This window comes from Staphylococcus sp. AS1337 (assembly GCF_051408735.1).
Lineage (GTDB): Bacteria > Bacillota > Bacilli > Staphylococcales > Staphylococcaceae > Staphylococcus > Staphylococcus xylosus_B.
Map to the genome: position 1 here is coordinate 105,482 of NZ_JBOIHZ010000004.1, position 19,567 is coordinate 125,048.

General features: G+C 32.4%; 18 protein-coding genes. 6 read left to right on the forward strand and 12 right to left on the reverse strand.

The genetic code is table 11. The features are described from left to right. Nucleotides 1-206: 206 nt before the first annotated feature. On the reverse strand, nt 207-1,985 hold the full coding sequence (recQ, locus tag ACSUE0_RS07840) for a DNA helicase RecQ (RefSeq protein WP_119613873.1): 1,779 nt from the start codon (nt 1,983-1,985) through the stop codon (nt 207-209). 13 nt (nt 1,986-1,998) lie between these two features. Further along, nucleotides 1,999-3,879, reverse strand: a complete 1,881-nt coding sequence (locus tag ACSUE0_RS07845) for an ABC-F family ATP-binding cassette domain-containing protein (RefSeq protein WP_436956879.1) — start codon at nt 3,877-3,879, stop codon at nt 1,999-2,001. A gap of 112 nt (nt 3,880-3,991) precedes the next feature. Between ACSUE0_RS07845 and ACSUE0_RS07850 the strand changes: the two genes are divergently transcribed. After that, the gene (locus ACSUE0_RS07850; protein WP_119613871.1) at nt 3,992-4,810 is read left to right on the forward strand and encodes a ZIP family metal transporter; all 819 of its coding nucleotides are present in this window, start codon (nt 3,992-3,994) and stop codon (nt 4,808-4,810) included. A gap of 261 nt (nt 4,811-5,071) precedes the next feature. Here ACSUE0_RS07850 and ltaS read toward each other — a convergent pair whose 3' ends face one another. From ltaS to ACSUE0_RS07885, 7 genes are all read right to left on the reverse strand, one after another. Next, entirely contained in the window at nt 5,072-7,012 is a 1,941-nt protein-coding gene (gene ltaS, locus ACSUE0_RS07855) for a polyglycerol-phosphate lipoteichoic acid synthase LtaS (protein ID WP_436956882.1), read from the reverse strand. 699 nt (nt 7,013-7,711) lie between these two features. Then, nucleotides 7,712-8,716 (reverse strand): biotin-dependent carboxyltransferase family protein, encoded by a 1,005-nt coding sequence (locus tag ACSUE0_RS07860; protein WP_436956884.1) that lies wholly within the window; start codon nt 8,714-8,716, stop codon nt 7,712-7,714. Then, nucleotides 8,704-9,411 carry an allophanate hydrolase subunit 1 gene (locus ACSUE0_RS07865; RefSeq protein WP_119613868.1) on the reverse strand — a complete coding sequence of 236 codons (708 nt, stop codon included), beginning with the start codon at nt 9,409-9,411 and terminating at the stop codon, nt 8,704-8,706. The genes ACSUE0_RS07860 and ACSUE0_RS07865 overlap by 13 nt, the downstream gene beginning before the upstream one ends. A gap of 22 nt (nt 9,412-9,433) precedes the next feature. Beyond that, complete coding sequence (locus ACSUE0_RS07870) at nt 9,434-9,640, reverse strand: hypothetical protein (protein ID WP_080619636.1); 207 nt, start codon at nt 9,638-9,640, stop codon at nt 9,434-9,436. 112 nt (nt 9,641-9,752) lie between these two features. Then, the gene (locus tag ACSUE0_RS07875; protein WP_436956887.1) at nt 9,753-10,361 is read right to left on the reverse strand and encodes an aminotransferase class IV; all 609 of its coding nucleotides are present in this window, start codon (nt 10,359-10,361) and stop codon (nt 9,753-9,755) included. Further along, nucleotides 10,361-11,503: an aminodeoxychorismate synthase component I gene (gene pabB / locus ACSUE0_RS07880; protein WP_119613866.1), complete on the reverse strand. Its 1,143-nt coding sequence runs from the start codon at nt 11,501-11,503 to the stop codon at nt 10,361-10,363. The genes ACSUE0_RS07875 and pabB overlap by 1 nt, the downstream gene beginning before the upstream one ends. Continuing rightward, the gene (locus ACSUE0_RS07885) at nt 11,487-12,080 is read right to left on the reverse strand and encodes an anthranilate synthase component II (RefSeq protein WP_436956890.1); all 594 of its coding nucleotides are present in this window, start codon (nt 12,078-12,080) and stop codon (nt 11,487-11,489) included. The genes pabB and ACSUE0_RS07885 overlap by 17 nt, the downstream gene beginning before the upstream one ends. Nucleotides 12,081-12,335: 255 nt before the next feature. Here ACSUE0_RS07885 and queC point away from each other — a divergent pair, with 255 nt between their 5' ends. The 5 genes from queC to ACSUE0_RS07910 all read left to right on the forward strand — a co-directional run bounded on the left by queC (nt 12,336) and on the right by ACSUE0_RS07910 (nt 15,295). Then, complete coding sequence (queC, locus tag ACSUE0_RS07890) at nt 12,336-13,007, forward strand: 7-cyano-7-deazaguanine synthase QueC (protein WP_119613864.1); 672 nt, start codon at nt 12,336-12,338, stop codon at nt 13,005-13,007. Nucleotides 13,008-13,009: 2 nt separating this feature from the next. Continuing rightward, nucleotides 13,010-13,438 (forward strand): 6-carboxytetrahydropterin synthase QueD, encoded by a 429-nt coding sequence (queD, locus tag ACSUE0_RS07895; RefSeq protein ID WP_017722546.1) that lies wholly within the window; start codon nt 13,010-13,012, stop codon nt 13,436-13,438. Then, nucleotides 13,431-14,147, forward strand: a complete 717-nt coding sequence (gene queE, locus ACSUE0_RS07900; RefSeq protein WP_119613863.1) for a 7-carboxy-7-deazaguanine synthase QueE — start codon at nt 13,431-13,433, stop codon at nt 14,145-14,147. Before queD ends, queE begins: the two co-directional genes overlap by 8 nt. Before the next feature lie 236 nt (nt 14,148-14,383). Further along, nucleotides 14,384-14,977 (forward strand): hypothetical protein, encoded by a 594-nt coding sequence (locus tag ACSUE0_RS07905; protein WP_119613862.1) that lies wholly within the window; start codon nt 14,384-14,386, stop codon nt 14,975-14,977. Between the two features lie 63 nt (nt 14,978-15,040). After that, on the forward strand, nt 15,041-15,295 hold the full coding sequence (locus tag ACSUE0_RS07910; protein WP_119613861.1) for a GlsB/YeaQ/YmgE family stress response membrane protein: 255 nt from the start codon (nt 15,041-15,043) through the stop codon (nt 15,293-15,295). A gap of 185 nt (nt 15,296-15,480) precedes the next feature. Here the strand turns inward: ACSUE0_RS07910 and ACSUE0_RS07915 are convergent, their stop codons facing one another. The 3 genes from ACSUE0_RS07915 to ACSUE0_RS07925 form a co-directional block, all read right to left on the reverse strand. Continuing rightward, nucleotides 15,481-16,542: a glycosyltransferase family 2 protein gene (locus ACSUE0_RS07915; protein WP_119613860.1), complete on the reverse strand. Its 1,062-nt coding sequence runs from the start codon at nt 16,540-16,542 to the stop codon at nt 15,481-15,483. Between the two features lie 369 nt (nt 16,543-16,911). Continuing rightward, the gene (locus tag ACSUE0_RS07920; RefSeq protein WP_017722551.1) at nt 16,912-17,751 is read right to left on the reverse strand and encodes an aldo/keto reductase; all 840 of its coding nucleotides are present in this window, start codon (nt 17,749-17,751) and stop codon (nt 16,912-16,914) included. A gap of 318 nt (nt 17,752-18,069) precedes the next feature. Then, nucleotides 18,070-19,419, reverse strand: a complete 1,350-nt coding sequence (locus ACSUE0_RS07925; RefSeq protein ID WP_107530469.1) for a hemolysin family protein — start codon at nt 19,417-19,419, stop codon at nt 18,070-18,072. Between the last annotated feature and the right edge of the window lie 148 nt (nt 19,420-19,567).

A 19,567-nucleotide genomic window follows, 5' to 3' on the forward strand; every position in this document is an offset into this window, starting at 1 on the left:
TTGTTATTCACTTATGATAATCAGCAGACTGAAAGCTATCTATTTTCTATATAATAAGATAGCTATAAACTTAAATACTTAAGAAATCACTTAAAAAAGAGATTTGTAAATCATATTTTTAGTGTACATACTATCGTGATTAGCTTATTAGCATATAAGTGACTCGTTCTATTGCTGGTTTTGCCCATATCAGTTGTTTGATTCTATTAAATTTTAGATTTATAAGATTGAATTTTTTCCAAAAACATCGGGCAATAATGTTTTAATTTATAACTACCTACACCTTCAATTAAAATCATTTCTTGTTTTGTTTCTGGTTTTCTTTTAGCAAATTCTTCTAGTGTAAAATCTGAGAAAATACTAACCGGTGGAATACTCAAGCTCTCACTTAATTCTTTACGGACACCAATTAATTCGTCAAACAATGCACGGTCCACACCTTCTACCGTATTTATATTTACTTTTTCTTTTGTTTTACGTTTGAATGGCGTTGTAAATATTTCAACTTGTCCACCGAGCAAATTCTTAACAGATTGATCACACGTTAAAATCTCATCGTGTTCATTTAAAAATCCTTTAAATCTCAATTCATCTATCAAATGGCTAAGTTCTGAAGTTGTATAACTTTTCATAATTCCATGTGTTGATAATTCGTTATAATCACAATAACGAATATAATCAGAATCTTCACCTCTTAACACCTGTATAATGACACTATAGCTCTCTTTTTGCTTCATACGAGCAATACAACTTACAATCATTTTCGCTTCATCTGTCATATTATAAGTCTTATTCTCAATGATGCAATTACTACATTGTTCACATTCTTCAAGTTTTTCATTCGGTTCAAAGTAATGAACTAAAGTCGCCTCTAAACATTTTTTCGTTTTAGTATAGAGAATCATTTTCGTTAGTTTTTCACCCATTTTATCTTTGTAGTCATCATCGGCTTTTGACGATGAAATAAAATATTGATGTAATCCAATGTCTCGTTCACTAAATAATAAGATACAGTCACTGTTCAAGCCATCACGACCTGCACGTCCTGCTTCTTGATAATATGATTCTAAATCACCAGGCATATTATAATGTATAACAAATCTCACATTAGATTTATCTATACCCATACCAAAAGCGTTAGTTGCGACAACAACACGTACGCGATCATACACAAAATCATTTTGTGCTGCTTCACGTTCTTTGTTTGTTAATCCAGCGTGATAAATCGTGCTGTTGATATCATTGCTCTTTAAAGCTTCATGTAATTCTTCAACTTGTTTACGTGTAGAGCAGTAGATAATACCAGCTGCCTTTTTATGTTGCTTCACATATTCCATCACAAATTTTTGACGTTGATAAGTAGGATTGACTTGAAACACGAGATTTCGTCTTTTTGTACTCGTTTTCACCTCATCATTTTTTCCTATATTCAAACGTTCCATTATGTCTTTTTGTACTTCAATAGTTGCTGTTGCAGTTAGTGCAACAATCGTAAAGTCTTGTGGTAATGCAAATACTTTGTGGATTACATCTTGATAACTTGGTCTAAAGTCATGACCCCATTTAGAAATACAGTGCGCTTCGTCAAAAGCAACTAAATGAATTGATAGTTGTTGTAATAAGCTAATAAAATAAGCATTATCAAAACGTTCTGGTGCAACATATAAGAATTGAATTTCACCATTTCTTAATTGCGTTTCAATTTCTTTTTGCTGTTTTTGCGTTAAACTACTATTTAAATATGCTGCACGAATACCCATGGCCTTCAATTGATCAACTTGGTCTTTCATCAATGAGATTAATGGGCTGATAACAATTGTTGTGCCACCCAACATTAATCCTGGTACTTGATAACAAATTGATTTCCCCCCACCGGTAGGTAAAACGCCGAGCACATTTTGATGATCTAATACTTTTGATATGATTTCTTTTTGACCAGGACGGTATGTGTCGTAGCCAAAATAATGCGATAAAGTTGACTCCATGTTATAAAATCCCTCATTGTTCTTTTTGTTCTTCAAGTTCGCTCCATCTTGCAATATCTTCTTCATACAACGCATTTAATCTTCGTTGTTCTTCGCTTAATTCTTTAATCTTGGCATAATCAGAGGTTGCCTCAATCATCTCTTTTTCTATAGTTTCTAATCGTTCTTCAGTTGTATCAATACGTTCAATAATCATTTCATACTCTTGTTTTTCTTTAAAAGATAAACCTTTTCTTTTTTTCTTGTCAGATTGTTGTTTAACTTTAGTCTGTTGACTCTTTTGCTCGTTTAACTGATGTTGTTCCTTTTTGTAAGCTTCATAATCTTCAAAAGTACCTATGATGCGCTCCATTTGTCCATCATGAATATACCAATACTCTTGTGCTACTTTATTTAAGAAATATCTATCGTGACTAACTGTGATGACGGCGCCACCAAACGTTTCAATATAATCTTCAAGAATTGTAAGTGTTTCTGTATCTAAATCATTTGTTGGCTCATCTAGAAGAAGAACATTCGGTTGGTGTACCAATAATCTTAAAAGGTATAATCTTTTTTGCTCTCCACCTGATAATTTATAAATCTTTTTACCATGAGTTGCACTTGGAAATAAGAACCTTTCGAGTAATTGAGTTATAGATACCGATGTGCCATCTTTTTCTTTAGCAACTTCACTTTCTTCTCTCAGATAATCTATCATTCTTATATCACGATCTAACCGCTCTTCAGTTTGTTTGAAATAAGCAACTTTTACCGTTTGTCCGATTTTAAGGTCACCTTCAAACTCTTTATCTTCCCCGTTTAGGATATTCAGTAACGTTGTTTTACCTGCACCATTAGGACCAACAATACCAATTTGTTGCCCACTTTGAATAATTTGAGTTATATCTTCAAATAAAGTTTTTTTGTTAATGCGTTTCGTTAAGCCATCTAATTCGAAGACTTGTTTTCCTAATCTAGAATAAGCAAGGTTTAAAGATGCTTTCTCTTGTTGGTGTTGATTTTTCACATCTTGTTCCAAATCATTAAATCTATTTTTACGAGCTTGCTGCTTAGTCGTACGTGCCTTAACACCAGCACGCATCCATTCAAGTTCCTTCTTATATAAGGATTGCTGTTTCGCTTGTTGTTTTTGCTCTATAATTTCATTTTCTGCTCGTTGAGCTATATAATCTTCGTAATTTCCTACATAGGTAGTAAGCTTACCTCTATCTAATTCAATAATACGAGAGGATACTTCATTTAGGAAATAACGATCATGTGTGATAAATAATACTGTATGCGGATATTGTTTCACATAGTTAATTAGCCAATTGATTGATTCAAAATCTAAATGGTTTGTTGGCTCATCTAATAGTAATAAATCAGGTTGTTCAATAAGTGTTTTAGCTAAACCAACACGTTTTTGTTGACCTCCTGAAAGTTCACTCACTTCTTTGTTTATGTCATAGATACCTAATTTAGAAAGAATCGTTTTAATTTCAGCGCTATAATCCCACGCTTGGTAATTATCCATTGCTTCTTGTGCTTGCATCATTTTCTGAAAATCTTCATCACTTTGGGTCGCTGTATATTGCGCCAAAGCATTTTCATAAGTTCTTATAACCTTAATCGTTTCAGTTTCTGAAGTTAATACCGCTTCAAACACCGTCATATTTTGATCAAAATCATGTTTTTGAGAAGAATATCGGATGCGATAAGCATTAGGATGTGATACTTCTGCTTCAAAGTCTTCATCCAATCCAGCGATCACTTTCAATAATGTACTTTTACCCGTACCATTTATACCTACAAGTCCTATTTTCTCACCTTCAGAAATTGACAACTGCAAATTATCAAAAATGGTTTTATCGGCATATGATTTATGTAAATGTTCAATTTTATATGCTTCCATTGCCCAACATCCTTTTTAATATCGAAAATTATAATTATTTCTGTTAAACTTAATTTCAGTTCTACATATTATACACCTTTTTTAACTCAAATGATACAAAGGAGCAATGCTTATGTCGGAATTTTTCCAAAACTTGCCTCCTTATATCCAAGCATTAATAGCAGGTATTATTACATGGCTACTTACTGCATTAGGAGCTGCAGCTGTTTTTATTTTCAAGAGAATAAATGATAAGATTCTAAATTCAATGCAAGGTTTCGCTGCAGGTATAATGATTGCAGCTAGCTTTTGGTCACTCTTACAACCAGCTATTAATTATGGCGAAGGTACATCATTACCTTGGTTACCAGCTGCTATCGGTTTTCTATTGGGCGGAGTATTTATTCGTGCACTAGATTTAGTTATCCCTCATATACACCCAAACACCCAAGACACAAACCAATACCAAGAAGGTGTAGGCACAAAAAAACTCAATAAGAATACGTTACTCGTTTTAGCTATAACGCTACACAATATACCCGAAGGTTTATCTATTGGTGTTGCTTTTGGTGGTATCGTAGCTGGCAATGGGCAAGCTACATTTTTAGGAGCCCTTGGTTTAGCTATAGGAATCGGTATTCAAAACATTCCTGAAGGAGCAGCCTTGTCTATGCCAATAAGAGCAGCTGGCGCTTCTAGATGGAAAGCATTTAACTACGGGCAAGCGTCTGCTATCGTTGAGCCTATATTTGCTACAATTGGTGCAGCCGCTGTATTAGTTGTGACTCCAATGTTACCCTATGCCCTAGCATTTGCTGCAGGAGCGATGATATTTGTAGTTGTTGAAGAACTTATTCCTGATTCCCAAGCTAGTAATAATACTGACCTTGCAACAATGAGTCTCATGCTAGGTTTCACTATTATGATGATTTTAGATGTTGCACTTGGATAAGGTCAAACTATGCAATTGATGTTTTTTTAAAATTTAAACATTAAACAAGACGACATGATTTAACAGTCCGAGACATATATTAATGTCCCGGACTGTTTCTTACGTTTAGTCAAACATTTATCAAATTGATACTTTAAGTAATATACAAGATATGGTCAACACCTCTATTTTATGATTATATTAAAACAAACTGTCTCCAATAGGCATCTATAATAAATAAAAATACCGACGACTCTAAATTAGAATCGTCGGTATTTTTATTTATTTTTTCTCTTGTCCTTTTGGACCTGATTTATATTCATAATCTGAAGGCTTAACTTTATCGAAATCAGGATTATCATAGAATCTCAATAAATCACCGTTGAGGACATCGTCACTCATTTGTAAGTCTTTCTCAGATTGTTGTTTACGCTTATCGAAGTCTTTAGGCTTTTCTGTCATAGGTTCATTATTCTTATTATCATAAATTCTACCATTAACATATTTATAGTCTTTCGTTACAAAGTCACCATTTCTGAATGGTACTGTATCATTGTGATCTTTAGATAATAAATCTGTACCCATCATTAAATAGTTCTTCGTATCGATACCCATTAAGTGTAATAATGTAGGCATTACATCAGCTTGTCCTGCATAAGTTTTATCTACAGTACCTTCTTTACCTGGAATCTTCAACCAAAAACCTGTACGGTTTAAGTCGTTAAATTTAGCAGGTGTAATTTCTTCACCTAATAATTTTTCCATGGCTTTATTATGGTTTTCAGAAATACCATAGTGGTCACCGTAAATCATTATTACTGAATCATCATATATCCCTTTTTTCTTAAGTTCATTGACAAACTCTTCTAATGATTCATCAAGGTATCTTGCTGTTTGTACATAACCATCTACTGTTGAATCGCCTGTGTTTGGTTTATCGATTGATGCATCTTCTGGTTTCACAGTGAATGGGTAGTGGTTAGTTAACGTAATTAAATGACTATAGAATGGTTCTTTTTCTTTTGCTAAATAATCTGCAGATTCTTTAAAGAACTCTTTATCTTTAAGGCCTAAGTTTTCAAGATTTTCTTCAGACATATCGTAATAAGTTGCGTCGTAAAATTTATCTATGCCAAAGTGTTTGTAAACTTGATCACGGTTCCAGAATGTTTTGTAGTCACCATGCATAACACTAGATGTATAACCTTGCTGTTGATCTAGTATAGCAGGTAGTGATTGGTAAGTGTTATCACCTTTCAATGAATAAGCTGAACCTTGTGGTAAACCAAACAAGCTGTTATCCATAGTAAACTCTGAATCCGAGGTTTTACCTTGTCCTGTCTGATGATAGAAGTTTGGATAATATCTGTATCCTTCATTACCAGACGAGAGTTTATTTAAGAATGGTGTAACTTCTTCACCATTTACTTTTTTATTTATTAAGAAAGTTTGGAAGCTTTCTAAGTGAATTTTAATAACATTTTTCTTTTTAGCAGCACCGAAATATTCTTTATTTGGTTCAGTTCGCTTTTGTTTCGTATAATTCAATACTTTAGTTAAATCATCTTCATTAGCCAACGCTTTTTGTTGGTTATTTTGAACTGTTTTAACACCGTCATATACAGTAAAATTATATGGACCTAAATATTTAACTAAATATTTATGGTCAAAAGTACGTGTTAATAATTCTGGGCGATCTGATTCAGCAAATGCCAAGTTTAAAAAGAATAATGCAACTGACGCAGCCATTACTACTGGCACAAACTTTTTGCTAAATACACGCTTATCAAACCATTTTTGTTTAAAAATTAAAACAAACAGATACACAATAGTATCTATAAAGTAAACGAAATCATACCATTTGAATGAAGCTGTTACAGCGCCACCCATCGATTCGACATTTCCAACCTGGTTTAATGTACTAAATGTTAAGAAGTCAGAAAAGAATCTGAAGTATACAACGTTTGCGTATAATAAGAAAGTTAATAAAAAGCCACCAATAAAGATGAACCAAAAAGCTTTCTTACCCTTGAAAAACAAGAAAATACTCAATACTAATGCAATTAAACTGTATGGATTCATTAACAAGATTAGGTTTTGAACTAATCCTTTAACGCCTAAAGAAAAATCAACATAATATGAAAAATATGTTTTTAAGGTGACTGTTAGCACCGTTAAAATAAAAAACCCAAAAAGAGTTAATTTCTTTTTGTGTATACTCATGTTCTTATCCCCCGATATAAATTAATATAGGCTAGAACGCTTACCTAACCTTATAAAAAGTGGTAAAGTTACTATCTTAAACACTTATTAGCGATGTTAGTATCTCTAATAAACGAAAGTCGTTATTGGCTTGGGCAAATTGTTTTAGAATTATGCTTTAGTGTCATCTTTAATCATTAATTTAAAGTACACTGTTACAAGCATTCATATGTTTCAGTTTTTAAGTTTTATTTGATATCTATATTATGAATCATTGATATTTAACTATAGTTATTCCAATCACTATTACTCATAACCATAAGTTAAAATTATATTTACAATTTTTATATTTTTGTAATATGCTCGTAATAAAACGCACATAGTTCAATTAATAAATATAAAGCAATCATAGCTAAATATCAAGTAAAAAGACACTTTTTTATGTAATTTGGTATCAAACAAAAGCTTTATTAACGCCTTGTTAAACGGTCATTAACTTACTATTAAGTATTTATATGTTTTTTAATTATACCTTTATTGGATAGTATATTAATCGGACTATGGTCGTATTAGCAATTTTGCTGATACACTCTCTAACTTCTATATCATTATATATTTTTGAAATCATCCAAAAAATTCAAAGGAATAAAATATAAAAAACAGTAACCCAAAACCTAGGCTTATTTTTGGCGTTACTGCTTTTAATTATTTATATAGTTGCTATTTCAACATCTCTAATTGCATTCTATATTCAATGCCGTGAAATAACTGATTCAACCAGTTTGTATATTTGATTAAATTCTTCTCCGCACTTTCCACATCTATAAATTGAAATTTCAATTTAGTTCCTTGATGTTTTTGTCCTAGTTTTGTTAAATGATAACTTGCAATCGTACCAATTTGTGGGTAACTGCCTAAAGTATAATGATCATTTAATAAAATAATTGGTGTGCCATCTCGTTTTACTTGTATCGTACCAATTTGTACTGATTGATGTTCTGGCATGTCTTCGTAAAATGCTTTTACAGGTTCTCCTTCTAAATACATGCCAACTCTATTTGCTTTACTTGTCACTTTATATTCTCCAGAAGTAAATCGATTCAATATTTTAGGTTTAAAATCTTCTGTTCCTTTATTCTTTATCACATGAAAAACATCGGACATATAATTGAAAGATAGCGCGTAACCATCGATACCCCAATCTGTTTGATGTGTTTCTTTTAAGTTTTCAAATAATTTATGATGACGCTCAGTGTAGTTTCGTTTCATGTTAACTTCGTCACCTTTTTGTAGTTTACGACCATGGAAACCACCAATTTTCGACTTAAAGTCCGTTGAAGTTGACCCTAACCATTCACTAAGTTCAAATCCTCCGCCTACTGCCAAGTAAACTCTGGATGTACGATTCGTTTCAGTAAACACAAGTACATCACCTTTTTCCATCAAATACAACTTATTGGGTAGCACTTTCATGTGCTCAGTTTTAGCTTTAAAATTCCCTCCACTCAATGCAATAAGCGTCGGTTCAGTAAAACGAAAACTCGCCATTCTATTTGTCATTTCTAAAGTAGCTTCATTCTTATCATTAGCTACAAGTCTATTTGCTATTTCATGAGATAGAGGATCTAAAGCACCACCAGGGATAACACCATCGTGCTCATACCCTTTACGACCAAAATCTTGAAAACTTGAAAATAGTCCTTCACCTTCTATTATGATTGACATGGTTGAAACCCTCCTAAATCCAGCGCTTCCTCTTGAATCGCACAAAATTTAACATTGTCTCCTAATTTTAATTTTGTGAAATCTTCTAATTCCGGATTAAACAATCGAACAGGTGTATACCCTATGACTAACCAATCACCATATGTATCAGTTGTAGTGATTCCTGTCTTTTTACCTTCAATAATTACAGAACCCGCAGGAATAAAAGTCTTTTTCCCGCCTGTATGATTTACAAATAAACGCTTATTCATGCCAGTTAAATAAGGAAATCCTGGTGTATAGCCCATCATTGACACAAAATAATTTTGTTCCGTATGTAATTTCACAAATTTTTCAAAATCCATTTTATAATAAGTCAGTAGAGCGTCTAAATCAGGTCCATATTTCCCACCATACACTACTGGAATTTCAATAGGTTCAACTGTTTCTTCGTCATGCTTAATTTCCATTTGTACCGTTTGCATTAACGCTTTCATATATAAAAATGGAGATTGGATATGATGATGCTTAATCATGTCCCTTGCATCATAACAAATCATCATGTCTGATTCTGTAGGTACAATTTCTGTTATAAAAGGATACTGTTTGTCTGCTAAATATTTTTTCAAAGCTAACAGATCTTCAGTCAAATCTTTAGAGACTTCTTTTTCTATAGAAACCACTATTGCTTGGTCTCCTTGACTATATATCTTCATAGTTTCACCTCATAAATTGTTACTAACGATAAAATACATCAAATACTTGTATCAAATAATGTACGAGTTCTTTTACTAGGAAATAGACAAATATAAATTGAAATATGCAAGATACTGTAATGACGAAGCGTGTTAAATAAACACTTTGTCGTTTCAACAATTGATTTACGCCCCATTTGGTAAGCATAGAAATTATAATAATTGTAAATGCCCAAACCAATATCATCATTTTGCCTCACTCACTGTTTATAAATTTTGTCTTTACTATTTTGTTTATAAAATTTGATTATTTTAAATTGCGTATGCGCTATCAATGACGCCATGATTATACTTTCTATATTCTATAGATAAATTTCTACCTCGGCAACCTCTCGCAAACTATTTATTAGAAAAATCTGTATCATATTACTACTTATTTTATCTTTTAATTCATGTATATCATAATCTTTTTCTATTACCTTACCTTTATCTAATAATTCTTGACGCATACAGCCACACAAAAAATCTTCATTATAAAACGGTGTATAGTAATAGCCATCTTCTCTTATCATTATATTCCCTATATCAAATTCTAATACTTTACCTTCTTCATTATATAATAGAACGATATCAGTTTGATGATTATGCTCTAAATGTTCTCTTTGTGTCGTCTTGTGAACTATGACTTGGTTATTCACATCAGCCGATAAGGGTAATAGCTTTGCTGTAAATGTTGACTTTTCTGGTAAAGGCGCTACAATGTAATGCATTGTTCCATCTTTATTCAACAAAATTTTTATTCGATAAACACCCGTTGCATATTGCTCGCTAATTGATATTATAAGCTCTGACCAAGTAGACTCATCAAACAAAAACCCTAATTGTTTAGAAGCGGTTTTCATTCTTTTTTTATGATAAGAAATTCTTGGAAACAAACCTGACTCTAACCTCATCGTTTCAAAAAGTTGCATTATAATCGCTCCAATATCTTTGTTTTGTCTATAAATTCTTGAACCTCCTGCTCAGGTATAGAGTCAATTGTAATACCTGCACCGACTCCATAAATGGCTTGGTTATTTAAGTATTGTATTGTTCGAATCGGCACATTAAAGATTGATTTACCATTTGGAAGTAATAAGCCAATCGCACCGCAGTATATATTTCGTGGTGTTTGTTCTAATTCTTTTATATAGCTCATCGTATTAAGTTTTGGGGCTCCTGTAATTGAACCGCAAGGGAATAGTGCACTTAGTATCTGATTTAAGTCTGTATCTTTATGTAAAGTGGCAGTAATCGTTGATGTCATTTGAAATACTGTTTGATATGGTTCTATATGAAACGGTTTATATACATTAACACTGCCGGTTTTTGCAATTCGACTCATGTCATTACGTAGTAAATCTACAATCATTACATTTTCTGCTCTATCTTTGCTTGAGTGACTTAAAGTGTTTAGATTTTGCCTATCTTCTTTTTCATTACTACCTCTTGGCATCGTACCTTTCATGGGTTTACTTAATAATATATCTTCATTAGCTTTAAATGGCCCTCGTTGGAAGAATAATTCTGGTGATAATGAAGCAACTTGTAGCTCATCTGTTTCAATAAGCGCAGAATAAAAGCCGTGATTATCATTTAAAAGATGATAATATAAAGTCGCTATAGAATGATGAATTGAATCTACTAATCTCGTTGTATAATTTACTTGATATGTGTTTCCCTCCACAATAGCTGATTGAATTGTCCGAATATGTTTGATAAGCTCGGCTCTATTTAATTGAAATTGGAAGCTACATTGTTGTTGATATATTGTATCCTCAACGTCATTTTCAGTTTCTGATATATTTTCAAAAACATATACTGCCGCGTATACATAGTCTTCTTCAGTCGGCACCGTTGCCATGTCTTTATTGAAGTAAGTTGCCGCTTCATAAGGTAAATATAAGGCTGCGTAATAGCCATCATTTTGATAACTTTCTGCAAAGCACACAACATCACCGACTTCTTCTATTGTATATGCAACTTTTTTAGCAATACATTGCGTGAATAAATAACGATACGTCTCATGCGTTGTTTCATCAGTTATGTAACGATAATTAAAGTGTATTTGCATGGTAGACCTCCACTATATCTATAAATATTTGAATCTGTTTAAGACCATATTCACTTAATATGGATTCAGGGTGGTATTGTACTCCGTAAATAGGTAATAATTTATGTTCCAAAGCCATTATAACGTCTTCATTATTTGTAGCTGTAACAGTTAATGTTTCTGGAAAGGATGATTGCTCCGCTTTTAAAGAGTGATAACGCATCACATCGAATGATTCAGGCAAACCATCAAAGATACCTATGCCTTTATGTGTTATGCGTGTTGTATGACCATGAATAGGTTTATCACTTTTTATTATATTTCCACCGAAATAAGTCACAATTTGTTGAAACCCTAAACAAACGCCTAATATGGGCACCTCTGTCGAAAATGTTTGAATTAATTCATTTAATATAGGATAGTCCTCAGGAGAACCTGGCCCCGGTGAAATTACAATTGCATCAGGTTGATGTAAATGAATTCGTTCATTTGTCACCGTTTCTACATCAATAACCTTAACTTGCCCTCGATAACTTTGCTTAATATAATCTACGATGTTATAAGTGAACGAATCTTTATTATCTATAATTAGTATCATTTCGTCGCCTCTTTTTAAATATCTTCGTTATTCTGTTATACTTATTATCACAAATATTAACTTGATTTTACAGTTTAAATATATTATTCTAAATCACGTTATAAATGAATACAAAGAGGTTCCTAGCTGATACCCTCTATAAAAAACTAGACACATGATTTTCGTCTGTCTTTTTTATAGAGATGGACGTTTTTTTATGCCGTCATAGCATGAGTTATAACAGCTAGTTTGACAATATGAAGGAGTGCAAGCAATATGACGCAACAATCTTTAGACAATGACAAGGCTATCGTAGTATTTAGCGGAGGACAAGATAGTACGACTTGTTTATTTTGGGCTAAAAAATATTTTGAAAGTGTAGAACTAGTTACATTCGCATACGGCCAAAGACACGATACAGAAATTGAAGTAGCAAAACGTATTGCAGAAGAACAACACGTTAAACACCACATCTTAGATATGTCTTTACTTTCACAACTAACACCTAATGCCCTTACGCAACATGATATGGATATCGAAGTAGGAGAAGATGGTATTCCTAATACATTTGTTCCTGCAAGAAATTTACTATTCTTATCTTTTGCTGGTGCCTTAGCATACCAGACAAACGCTAAAAATATCATCACCGGTGTATGCGAGACGGATTTTTCAGGGTACCCTGATTGTAGAGATAATTTTATTAAATCAATGAATGTAACGTTATCACTATCCATGGATAAAGACTTTGTAATTCATACGCCTTTAATGTGGTTAGATAAAAAAGCAACCTGGGCATTAAGCGATGAACTCGGAGCGCTAGACTATATTCGTTACAACACGCTTACTTGCTATAACGGCATCGTTGGCGAAGGGTGTGGAGAATGCCCTGCTTGCGAATTAAGAGCGCACGGTTTAAATACCTATTTAGCTGAAAAAGGAGAGAATTAATTATGTTCCAACAAAATTATCCAAGCGTACAACATCCATATACTTTCGAACTAAACAAAGACTTTAATTTTTCTGCAGCGCATTATATACCAAGTGAAGATGCAGGCAAATGCATGCGCACACATGGTCATACTTATTTTGTTAATTTAACGATTGTTGGCGATTCATTAGACCACAATGGTTTTTTAGTAAATTTTAGCGAGCTAAAGAAATTAGTTCACGGCCAATTCGATCACCACTTACTTAATGATTTACCACAATTCGAAGGAAAAAGCCCTTCTACTGAAATTGTAGCTCAAACTATATACGAAATGGTTCAAACATCTTTAAACCAACGTAGTAATCAACCTAAATGTGTTCAAGTCTATGTAAGAGAAACACCGACAAGCTATGTCGTATACAGACCAAAGGAGCAACATAATCATGAGTAAAATACCTGTATTAGAAATTTTCGGTCCAACAATTCAAGGTGAAGGCCGTGTCATAGGCCGCAAGACCATGTTTGTACGAACTGCCGGTTGTGATTACCGTTGCAGTTGGTGTGATTCTAGTTTTACTTGGGACGGTAGCGCTAAAGAAGATATTCGTATGATGACTGCTGAAGAAATTTATGATGCTTTATACGAGATTGCTGGAGACTCTTTTAACCACGTTACAATTTCTGGTGGTAACCCCGCCCTAATTAAAGGGATTCAACAATTAGTTGATTTATTTGATGAAAAACACATACAAAGTGCTTTAGAAACGCAAGGTAGTAAGTTCCAACCGTGGATGACTCAAATAGATGACTTAACGATAAGTCCCAAACCACCAAGTTCAAAAATGAAACCAAACTTGCCTATATTAGATGAAGTCATTGAACAATGTGTACCAGAATCACTAAATATAAAAGTTGTTATTTTCGATGACGAAGACTATGAATTTGCTAAAAAGATCCATCACAGATACCCTGCTATTCCCTTTTACTTACAAGTAGGCAATCCTTACTTAGATGGTGAATACGTAGAATCACACACTAAAAAGTTATTAACGTTATATGAAACGTTAGTAGACCGCGTAATGGTCAGTAGTGATATGAACAATGTGTATGTTCTACCTCAATTACACACATTGCTTTGGAGTAACAAAAAAGGTGTTTAAATTGTGTAATCTATGCGATCCGTTGTATAATGCTCTTTGTCTATATAACGAATCGCTTTTTAGTGATGCAAAAATATATAGTTGGTCATCACTGTAAAATTATTTTTATTATGCATTTAACATCATTTTTAATCACATTTGAATGATGATGCTTTGAAGAAATTATGTAATTAAATGATTAACTTTCACTTAATTGATATAATGTTGCAGTGAAGTATCTAGGTTAGGAGAGCAGCATGCTAATTAATATAATTATAAATATAGCTACGGTATTAATTGTGCTTGGCATTGATTTATATCGTCAGAATTTTAAACAACTAAAGTTTAGCTCTATACTGATTGCAATAACACTCAATGGTATTATTAATTTATTTTTAGTCGGTGAATATGATTACATCGCTTTTTATACAATCACACAATTATTTATTTGGACTTTATTACAACTTTATTTAAATCGTAAGATAACTGCTTATAAAATTACAGATCAAAAATTCATTGCAGTTATTTTAACAATTATCATGAGTACATCATTAATTCTTACATATAGCACTAGTCACGACTCGTATTATATGTCTATCCCATATTTAGCCCCTGCTATATTCCTGATTGGTGCAATCTTACTTTTCTATAGTACTTTTCAACCAAAGGAAAAAGAGCAACTTAAGCTATTACAACGTATCAAGCACCCAATTTTAATAGGTCAAATATGTATGATTGGTGCTTTTACGATAATGATGCTATTAACGCCTTACTGGTATGCCTTTATTATAGTTCATTTGCTATTTATATTTTTCTTATTATGGCAGAATATATTTTTTTCACATAAATGATTAACATATTATATTTTGTGGTATAAATAAACAGTTAAGTAATTTCTTAAAGGAGGTTAAATTATGTTTGGCTTTATACTTATGTTAATTGTCGGTGGCTTAATCGGTTGGATAGCTGGTGGCATTGTTGGTAAAGATATCCCAGGTGGGATTTTAGGTAATATTATTGCTGGTATCGTAGGTGCAGCATTAGGTTCATGGATCTTGGGTGACTGGGGTTGGCACTTAGGTGGCATCGCAATCTTCCCAGCATTAATCGGTACAATTATTTTAGTTGCAGTGGTTTCATTCATTTTTGGTAAATTACGTAAAAAATAATCAATCATAATGAAACGTAATGATTTACTAATATTAATATGGGGCGGTTCACAGAAATCTACTCGAGATTTTGTGGCTGCCAAGACAAAAGCGTCCGAGACAATTGTTATGTCTCGGACGCTTACTTATTACTTTTCCTTTTATAAGTTCATTGTATTTTGTTTTAATCAAGGGCTAATTAAAATTCATCTATTTTTAATTAGTTCTTTTTTCTTTTTATCTTGTGTTTTTGAAGACTTTCTACGCTCACTATTTCCTACATCATCATTGATATCTTGGGTGATATTTTTATAATTTGCTTCATCAACACATTTGAAATTAGAAGCCTGTACAATATATTTTGGTCGTTGTTTCACTTCGTAATATATACGGCCGATATATTCCCCGACAATCCCAATTGAAATGAGTTGGATGCCGCCAAGTAATAATATAGCAGCAATTGTAGAGAAATAACCAGGTGTTTCAACGCCTCTGATCATAATACCTACCGATATATAACCGATATATAACAAACTAATAAAGAATACCATTAGTCCGAGATAAATCATCGCACGTAAAGGTTTATTGTTGAATGAAATCAGACCGTCAATACCATAATTCAATAATTTACTAAATGACCATTTAGATTCTCCATCCTCACGCTCAACATTTTCATAGGTAAAGACTCTGGTGTTATAGCCTATCCATTCGTATAAACCTTTAGAAAATCTATTATATTCATCTAATTGGGTCAAAGATTGTACTGCACGTTGGCTTAACAATCTAAAATCTCCAACGCCATCTTCTAATTTAATATCTTCTACAAAATGATTTATTAATTTATAATAAATTTTTGTCATCATTTTTCTAGATTTATTTTCACCCGTTCTATCTCTTTTGGCTATAACTTGGTCATAACCATCCATATAACCTTCTATCATTTGAGGTATTAATTCAGGTGGATGTTGCAAATCTGCATCAATCATAATTACACCATCACAATTTTCACTATGTTGGTATCCGGCAATCATTGCTGACTCTTTACCAAAATTACGGCTAAAGGAGATAAATTTAACATGTTCATCTTTCGTGGCCATCTCTTGAATATAATTAATGGTCTTATCTTTACTTCCGTCATCTACAAATAATAAATCATAGTCATAATGATGATTCTGACTATCTTTCGATAATATTTCAGTCAATCGTTCATACGTCTTTACTATTACTTCACCTTCATTATAACAAGGTACTATAACTCTTATTTGCATATATAAACACCTTCATTTCAATTACTTCAATTTTTACTTTATCAATTCCCATCATCATTATGCTATATAAATCATTTAGATTTACATAATCTTTATATAGCCTTAATACTAAATATTAAAACTTAACTTTTAAGCGAAGATTTTTAAAAATGAATTAATTTTAAGATTGTTTTAAAAAATACAAAATCATTCATCCATTGAATTTTTAATCAAAATGCTAATATTGACTGAAATATAAACTTATAAAAATTATAAATTGTTACTTTAAGTCTATCAATTATTTCCATTATTTGGAAATAAAAACCATCAACACAATAAAGAAGAGACTATCTATTCAGAAATTAATTGAACACATAGTCTCTTTCAAAGTTATTTTAATGTCCCTATACGAACCTTGTCAGGATCATTGCCTTGTCGCTCATCTTTATTTAAGCTATCAATTTCAGCAATATCAGTAAGTTCTAAATTAAAATCAAAGATATCATAATTTTCTTTAATACGTTCAGGCGTCTTAGACTTTGGAATCACTAGTCTATTATGCGCTAGATGCCAACGTAGTACAATTTGAGCTGGTGTTTTATTATAGCGTTCAGCTAATTTTGTAATAACATCATATTCAAGCAATCCTCTATTTCTCATTAACGGCATCCAAGCAGTAACTGCAATATCATGGCTGTCACAATATTCTTGTAATGCTTGTTGATTGAAATTAGGGTGCACTTCTATCTGATTCACAGCAGGTACAACTTCAGTTGCTTCCATAAGCTTTTCTAAATGATGTTGGTTAAAATTACATACGCCAATGGCACGGATACGTCCCTCTTCATATAATTTTTCCATTGCTTTATAACTCTCAATAAACAACCCATCCGCTTCACATGGCCAATGTATTAAGAATAGATCTAAGTAATCAGTACCAAGGTTTTCAATAGATTTGGTAAAGAATTCAATAGTTTGATCATACCCTTGATAATCATTCCATAATTTAGAGGTAATAAATAGATCTTCTCTAGGTACGTCTGATTTTTTCAATGCATTACCTAATGCAATTTCATTTTTATAGAAATAAGCTGTATCAAATGCACGGTATCCAACTTCTAATGCTGCTGTCACAGCTTGTTCCATCTCTTCCTCTGTAATTTTGTAAACACCTAAACCCACTTTAGGCATTGGGTAACCATTATTTAAATAATATACGTCTTCTATCACTGTTAATCCCCTTTCTGATTACTTTATTTTTATAAGTAATGTCTTTATTTTAATACGTGTAGATATAAAAATATACTATCTCACACTTTTATCTTTAACGGAACACAACGTCTTAGCCTTTTGAACATGATTACTTACTGTATATTTAGTTCTTCTATTAATAAATACGGAACCTCAATAATTAACCAAAACGCCTTCGACGAATCCATTTTTAGTTATATTATCAATACAAAAAATAGGAGAGAAATCATTTTATCAAAAATTGATTTCTCTCCCACTTCATCATTAATGTTATGCCTCTACGTTAATAGGTGCATTTTAGTTGTTTTCTTCTTCCTCGACTTCTTCTTCTAGTGTTGGTCTATTTTTATGATATTCTAATTCTAAAATAACAGTAATGATTTGATGGTTATCAATTTCAGAAATAACCCATCTATCATATTCAGTATCAACATAATCATTCTGCTGTAGATTCGTATTGTGTGCCTGTAACCAACCACCAATCGTATCAATGTCCTCTGAATCTTCAAATTCAATATCTAATTGATCTTGTAAATCATCTAATAATACACGACCATTGATTTGATATCTACTGTCTGTTATTTTTACAATATCATTGACTTCATCATCATCGAATTCATCTCGAATTTCACCAACAATTTCTTCTAAGATATCTTCCATTGTTAAGATACCAGCTGTACCACCATATTCATCTATGATAAGAGAAATATGGACATGTTCTCTTTGCATACGAACTAGTGCGTCGCTAATACGTGTTGTTTCTGAAATCATAGGTAAATCATGTACATAATTACTAACTTTCATTTGTTTACCTGAAGCGTATTCAGTTAAAAACTCTTTCACATTAATAAACCCTTTTACATGGTCTTTATCGCCATCAGCTGTAATAGGATAACGAGTAAATTGATGTTTTTTGATTGTATCTAACAATTCATCCACGTTAAATGGTTCATTCATCGTTATCATTTGCGTACGCGGCACCATAATATCTTTAGCTTGTCGTTCATCAAATGAAAAGATATTTTGCATGTAAGCTAACTCGGTTTGATTAATCTCTCCACCATTATAGCTATTGTTGATTATTATTTTTATTTCTTCTTCTGACATTGCGTCATTATTAGCATCAGGATCAACACCAAACATACGAATAATCATTCTCGCTGAACCATTCATTAACCAAATCAATGGTTTCATAATCACACCAAAATAGAACAATGGTCTTGAATAGAACAATGCTAATTTTTCAGTATGTTGTATTGCTAACGTTTTAGGTGCTAATTCACCGAGTACTACATGTAAATAAGTTACAATTATAAATGAAACAATAAATGATATTGTTGTCGTTAACGGGTCTGGCAAATGGAGCGCTTCGAATAACGGATGTAATAGTTTATTAAAAGTCGGTTCACCTAACCAACCCAATCCTAAAGATGTTACAGTGATACCGAGCTGACATGCAGATAAATAATAATCCAGATTTTTAATCATTTTTTTAACTACACGTGCACTGCCGTTACCTTCCGATGCAAGTTGATCAATTCTAGAACTACGGACTTTCACCAAAGCGAATTCCGATCCTACGAATACCGTTGTTAATGCTATTAAAAGAAAAAATATTACTAAATTCATTATGGTCACAGTTTCCAATTAGTTCCCTATTTCTAGGGATTCACCTCCAAAATATCGTGTCACAATAGGTGACCGAACATAAGTATTTATATTATTAATGATTACTTTTTGACTTACTACATCCTTCCCATTGTGACACCTCCCTAAAAATACGCATTTCTTTTAT

Coding starts and splice junctions, on each gene's coding strand:
- recQ (WP_119613873.1), bottom strand. CDS start 1,985: ATGGAGTCAACTTTATCGCATTATTTTGGCTACGACACATACCGTCCT.
- ACSUE0_RS07845 (WP_436956879.1), bottom strand. CDS start 3,879: ATGGAAGCATATAAAATTGAACATTTACATAAATCATATGCCGATAAA.
- ACSUE0_RS07850 (WP_119613871.1), top strand. CDS start 3,992: ATGTCGGAATTTTTCCAAAACTTGCCTCCTTATATCCAAGCATTAATA.
- ltaS (WP_436956882.1), bottom strand. CDS start 7,012: ATGAGTATACACAAAAAGAAATTAACTCTTTTTGGGTTTTTTATTTTA.
- ACSUE0_RS07860 (WP_436956884.1), bottom strand. CDS start 8,716: ATGTCAATCATAATAGAAGGTGAAGGACTATTTTCAAGTTTTCAAGAT.
- ACSUE0_RS07865 (WP_119613868.1), bottom strand. CDS start 9,411: ATGAAGATATATAGTCAAGGAGACCAAGCAATAGTGGTTTCTATAGAA.
- ACSUE0_RS07870 (WP_080619636.1), bottom strand. CDS start 9,640: ATGATGATATTGGTTTGGGCATTTACAATTATTATAATTTCTATGCTT.
- ACSUE0_RS07875 (WP_436956887.1), bottom strand. CDS start 10,361: ATGCAACTTTTTGAAACGATGAGGTTAGAGTCAGGTTTGTTTCCAAGA.
- pabB (WP_119613866.1), bottom strand. CDS start 11,503: ATGCAAATACACTTTAATTATCGTTACATAACTGATGAAACAACGCAT.
- ACSUE0_RS07885 (WP_436956890.1), bottom strand. CDS start 12,080: ATGATACTAATTATAGATAATAAAGATTCGTTCACTTATAACATCGTA.
- queC (WP_119613864.1), top strand. CDS start 12,336: ATGACGCAACAATCTTTAGACAATGACAAGGCTATCGTAGTATTTAGC.
- queD (WP_017722546.1), top strand. CDS start 13,010: ATGTTCCAACAAAATTATCCAAGCGTACAACATCCATATACTTTCGAA.
- queE (WP_119613863.1), top strand. CDS start 13,431: ATGAGTAAAATACCTGTATTAGAAATTTTCGGTCCAACAATTCAAGGT.
- ACSUE0_RS07905 (WP_119613862.1), top strand. CDS start 14,384: ATGCTAATTAATATAATTATAAATATAGCTACGGTATTAATTGTGCTT.
- ACSUE0_RS07910 (WP_119613861.1), top strand. CDS start 15,041: ATGTTTGGCTTTATACTTATGTTAATTGTCGGTGGCTTAATCGGTTGG.
- ACSUE0_RS07915 (WP_119613860.1), bottom strand. CDS start 16,542: ATGCAAATAAGAGTTATAGTACCTTGTTATAATGAAGGTGAAGTAATA.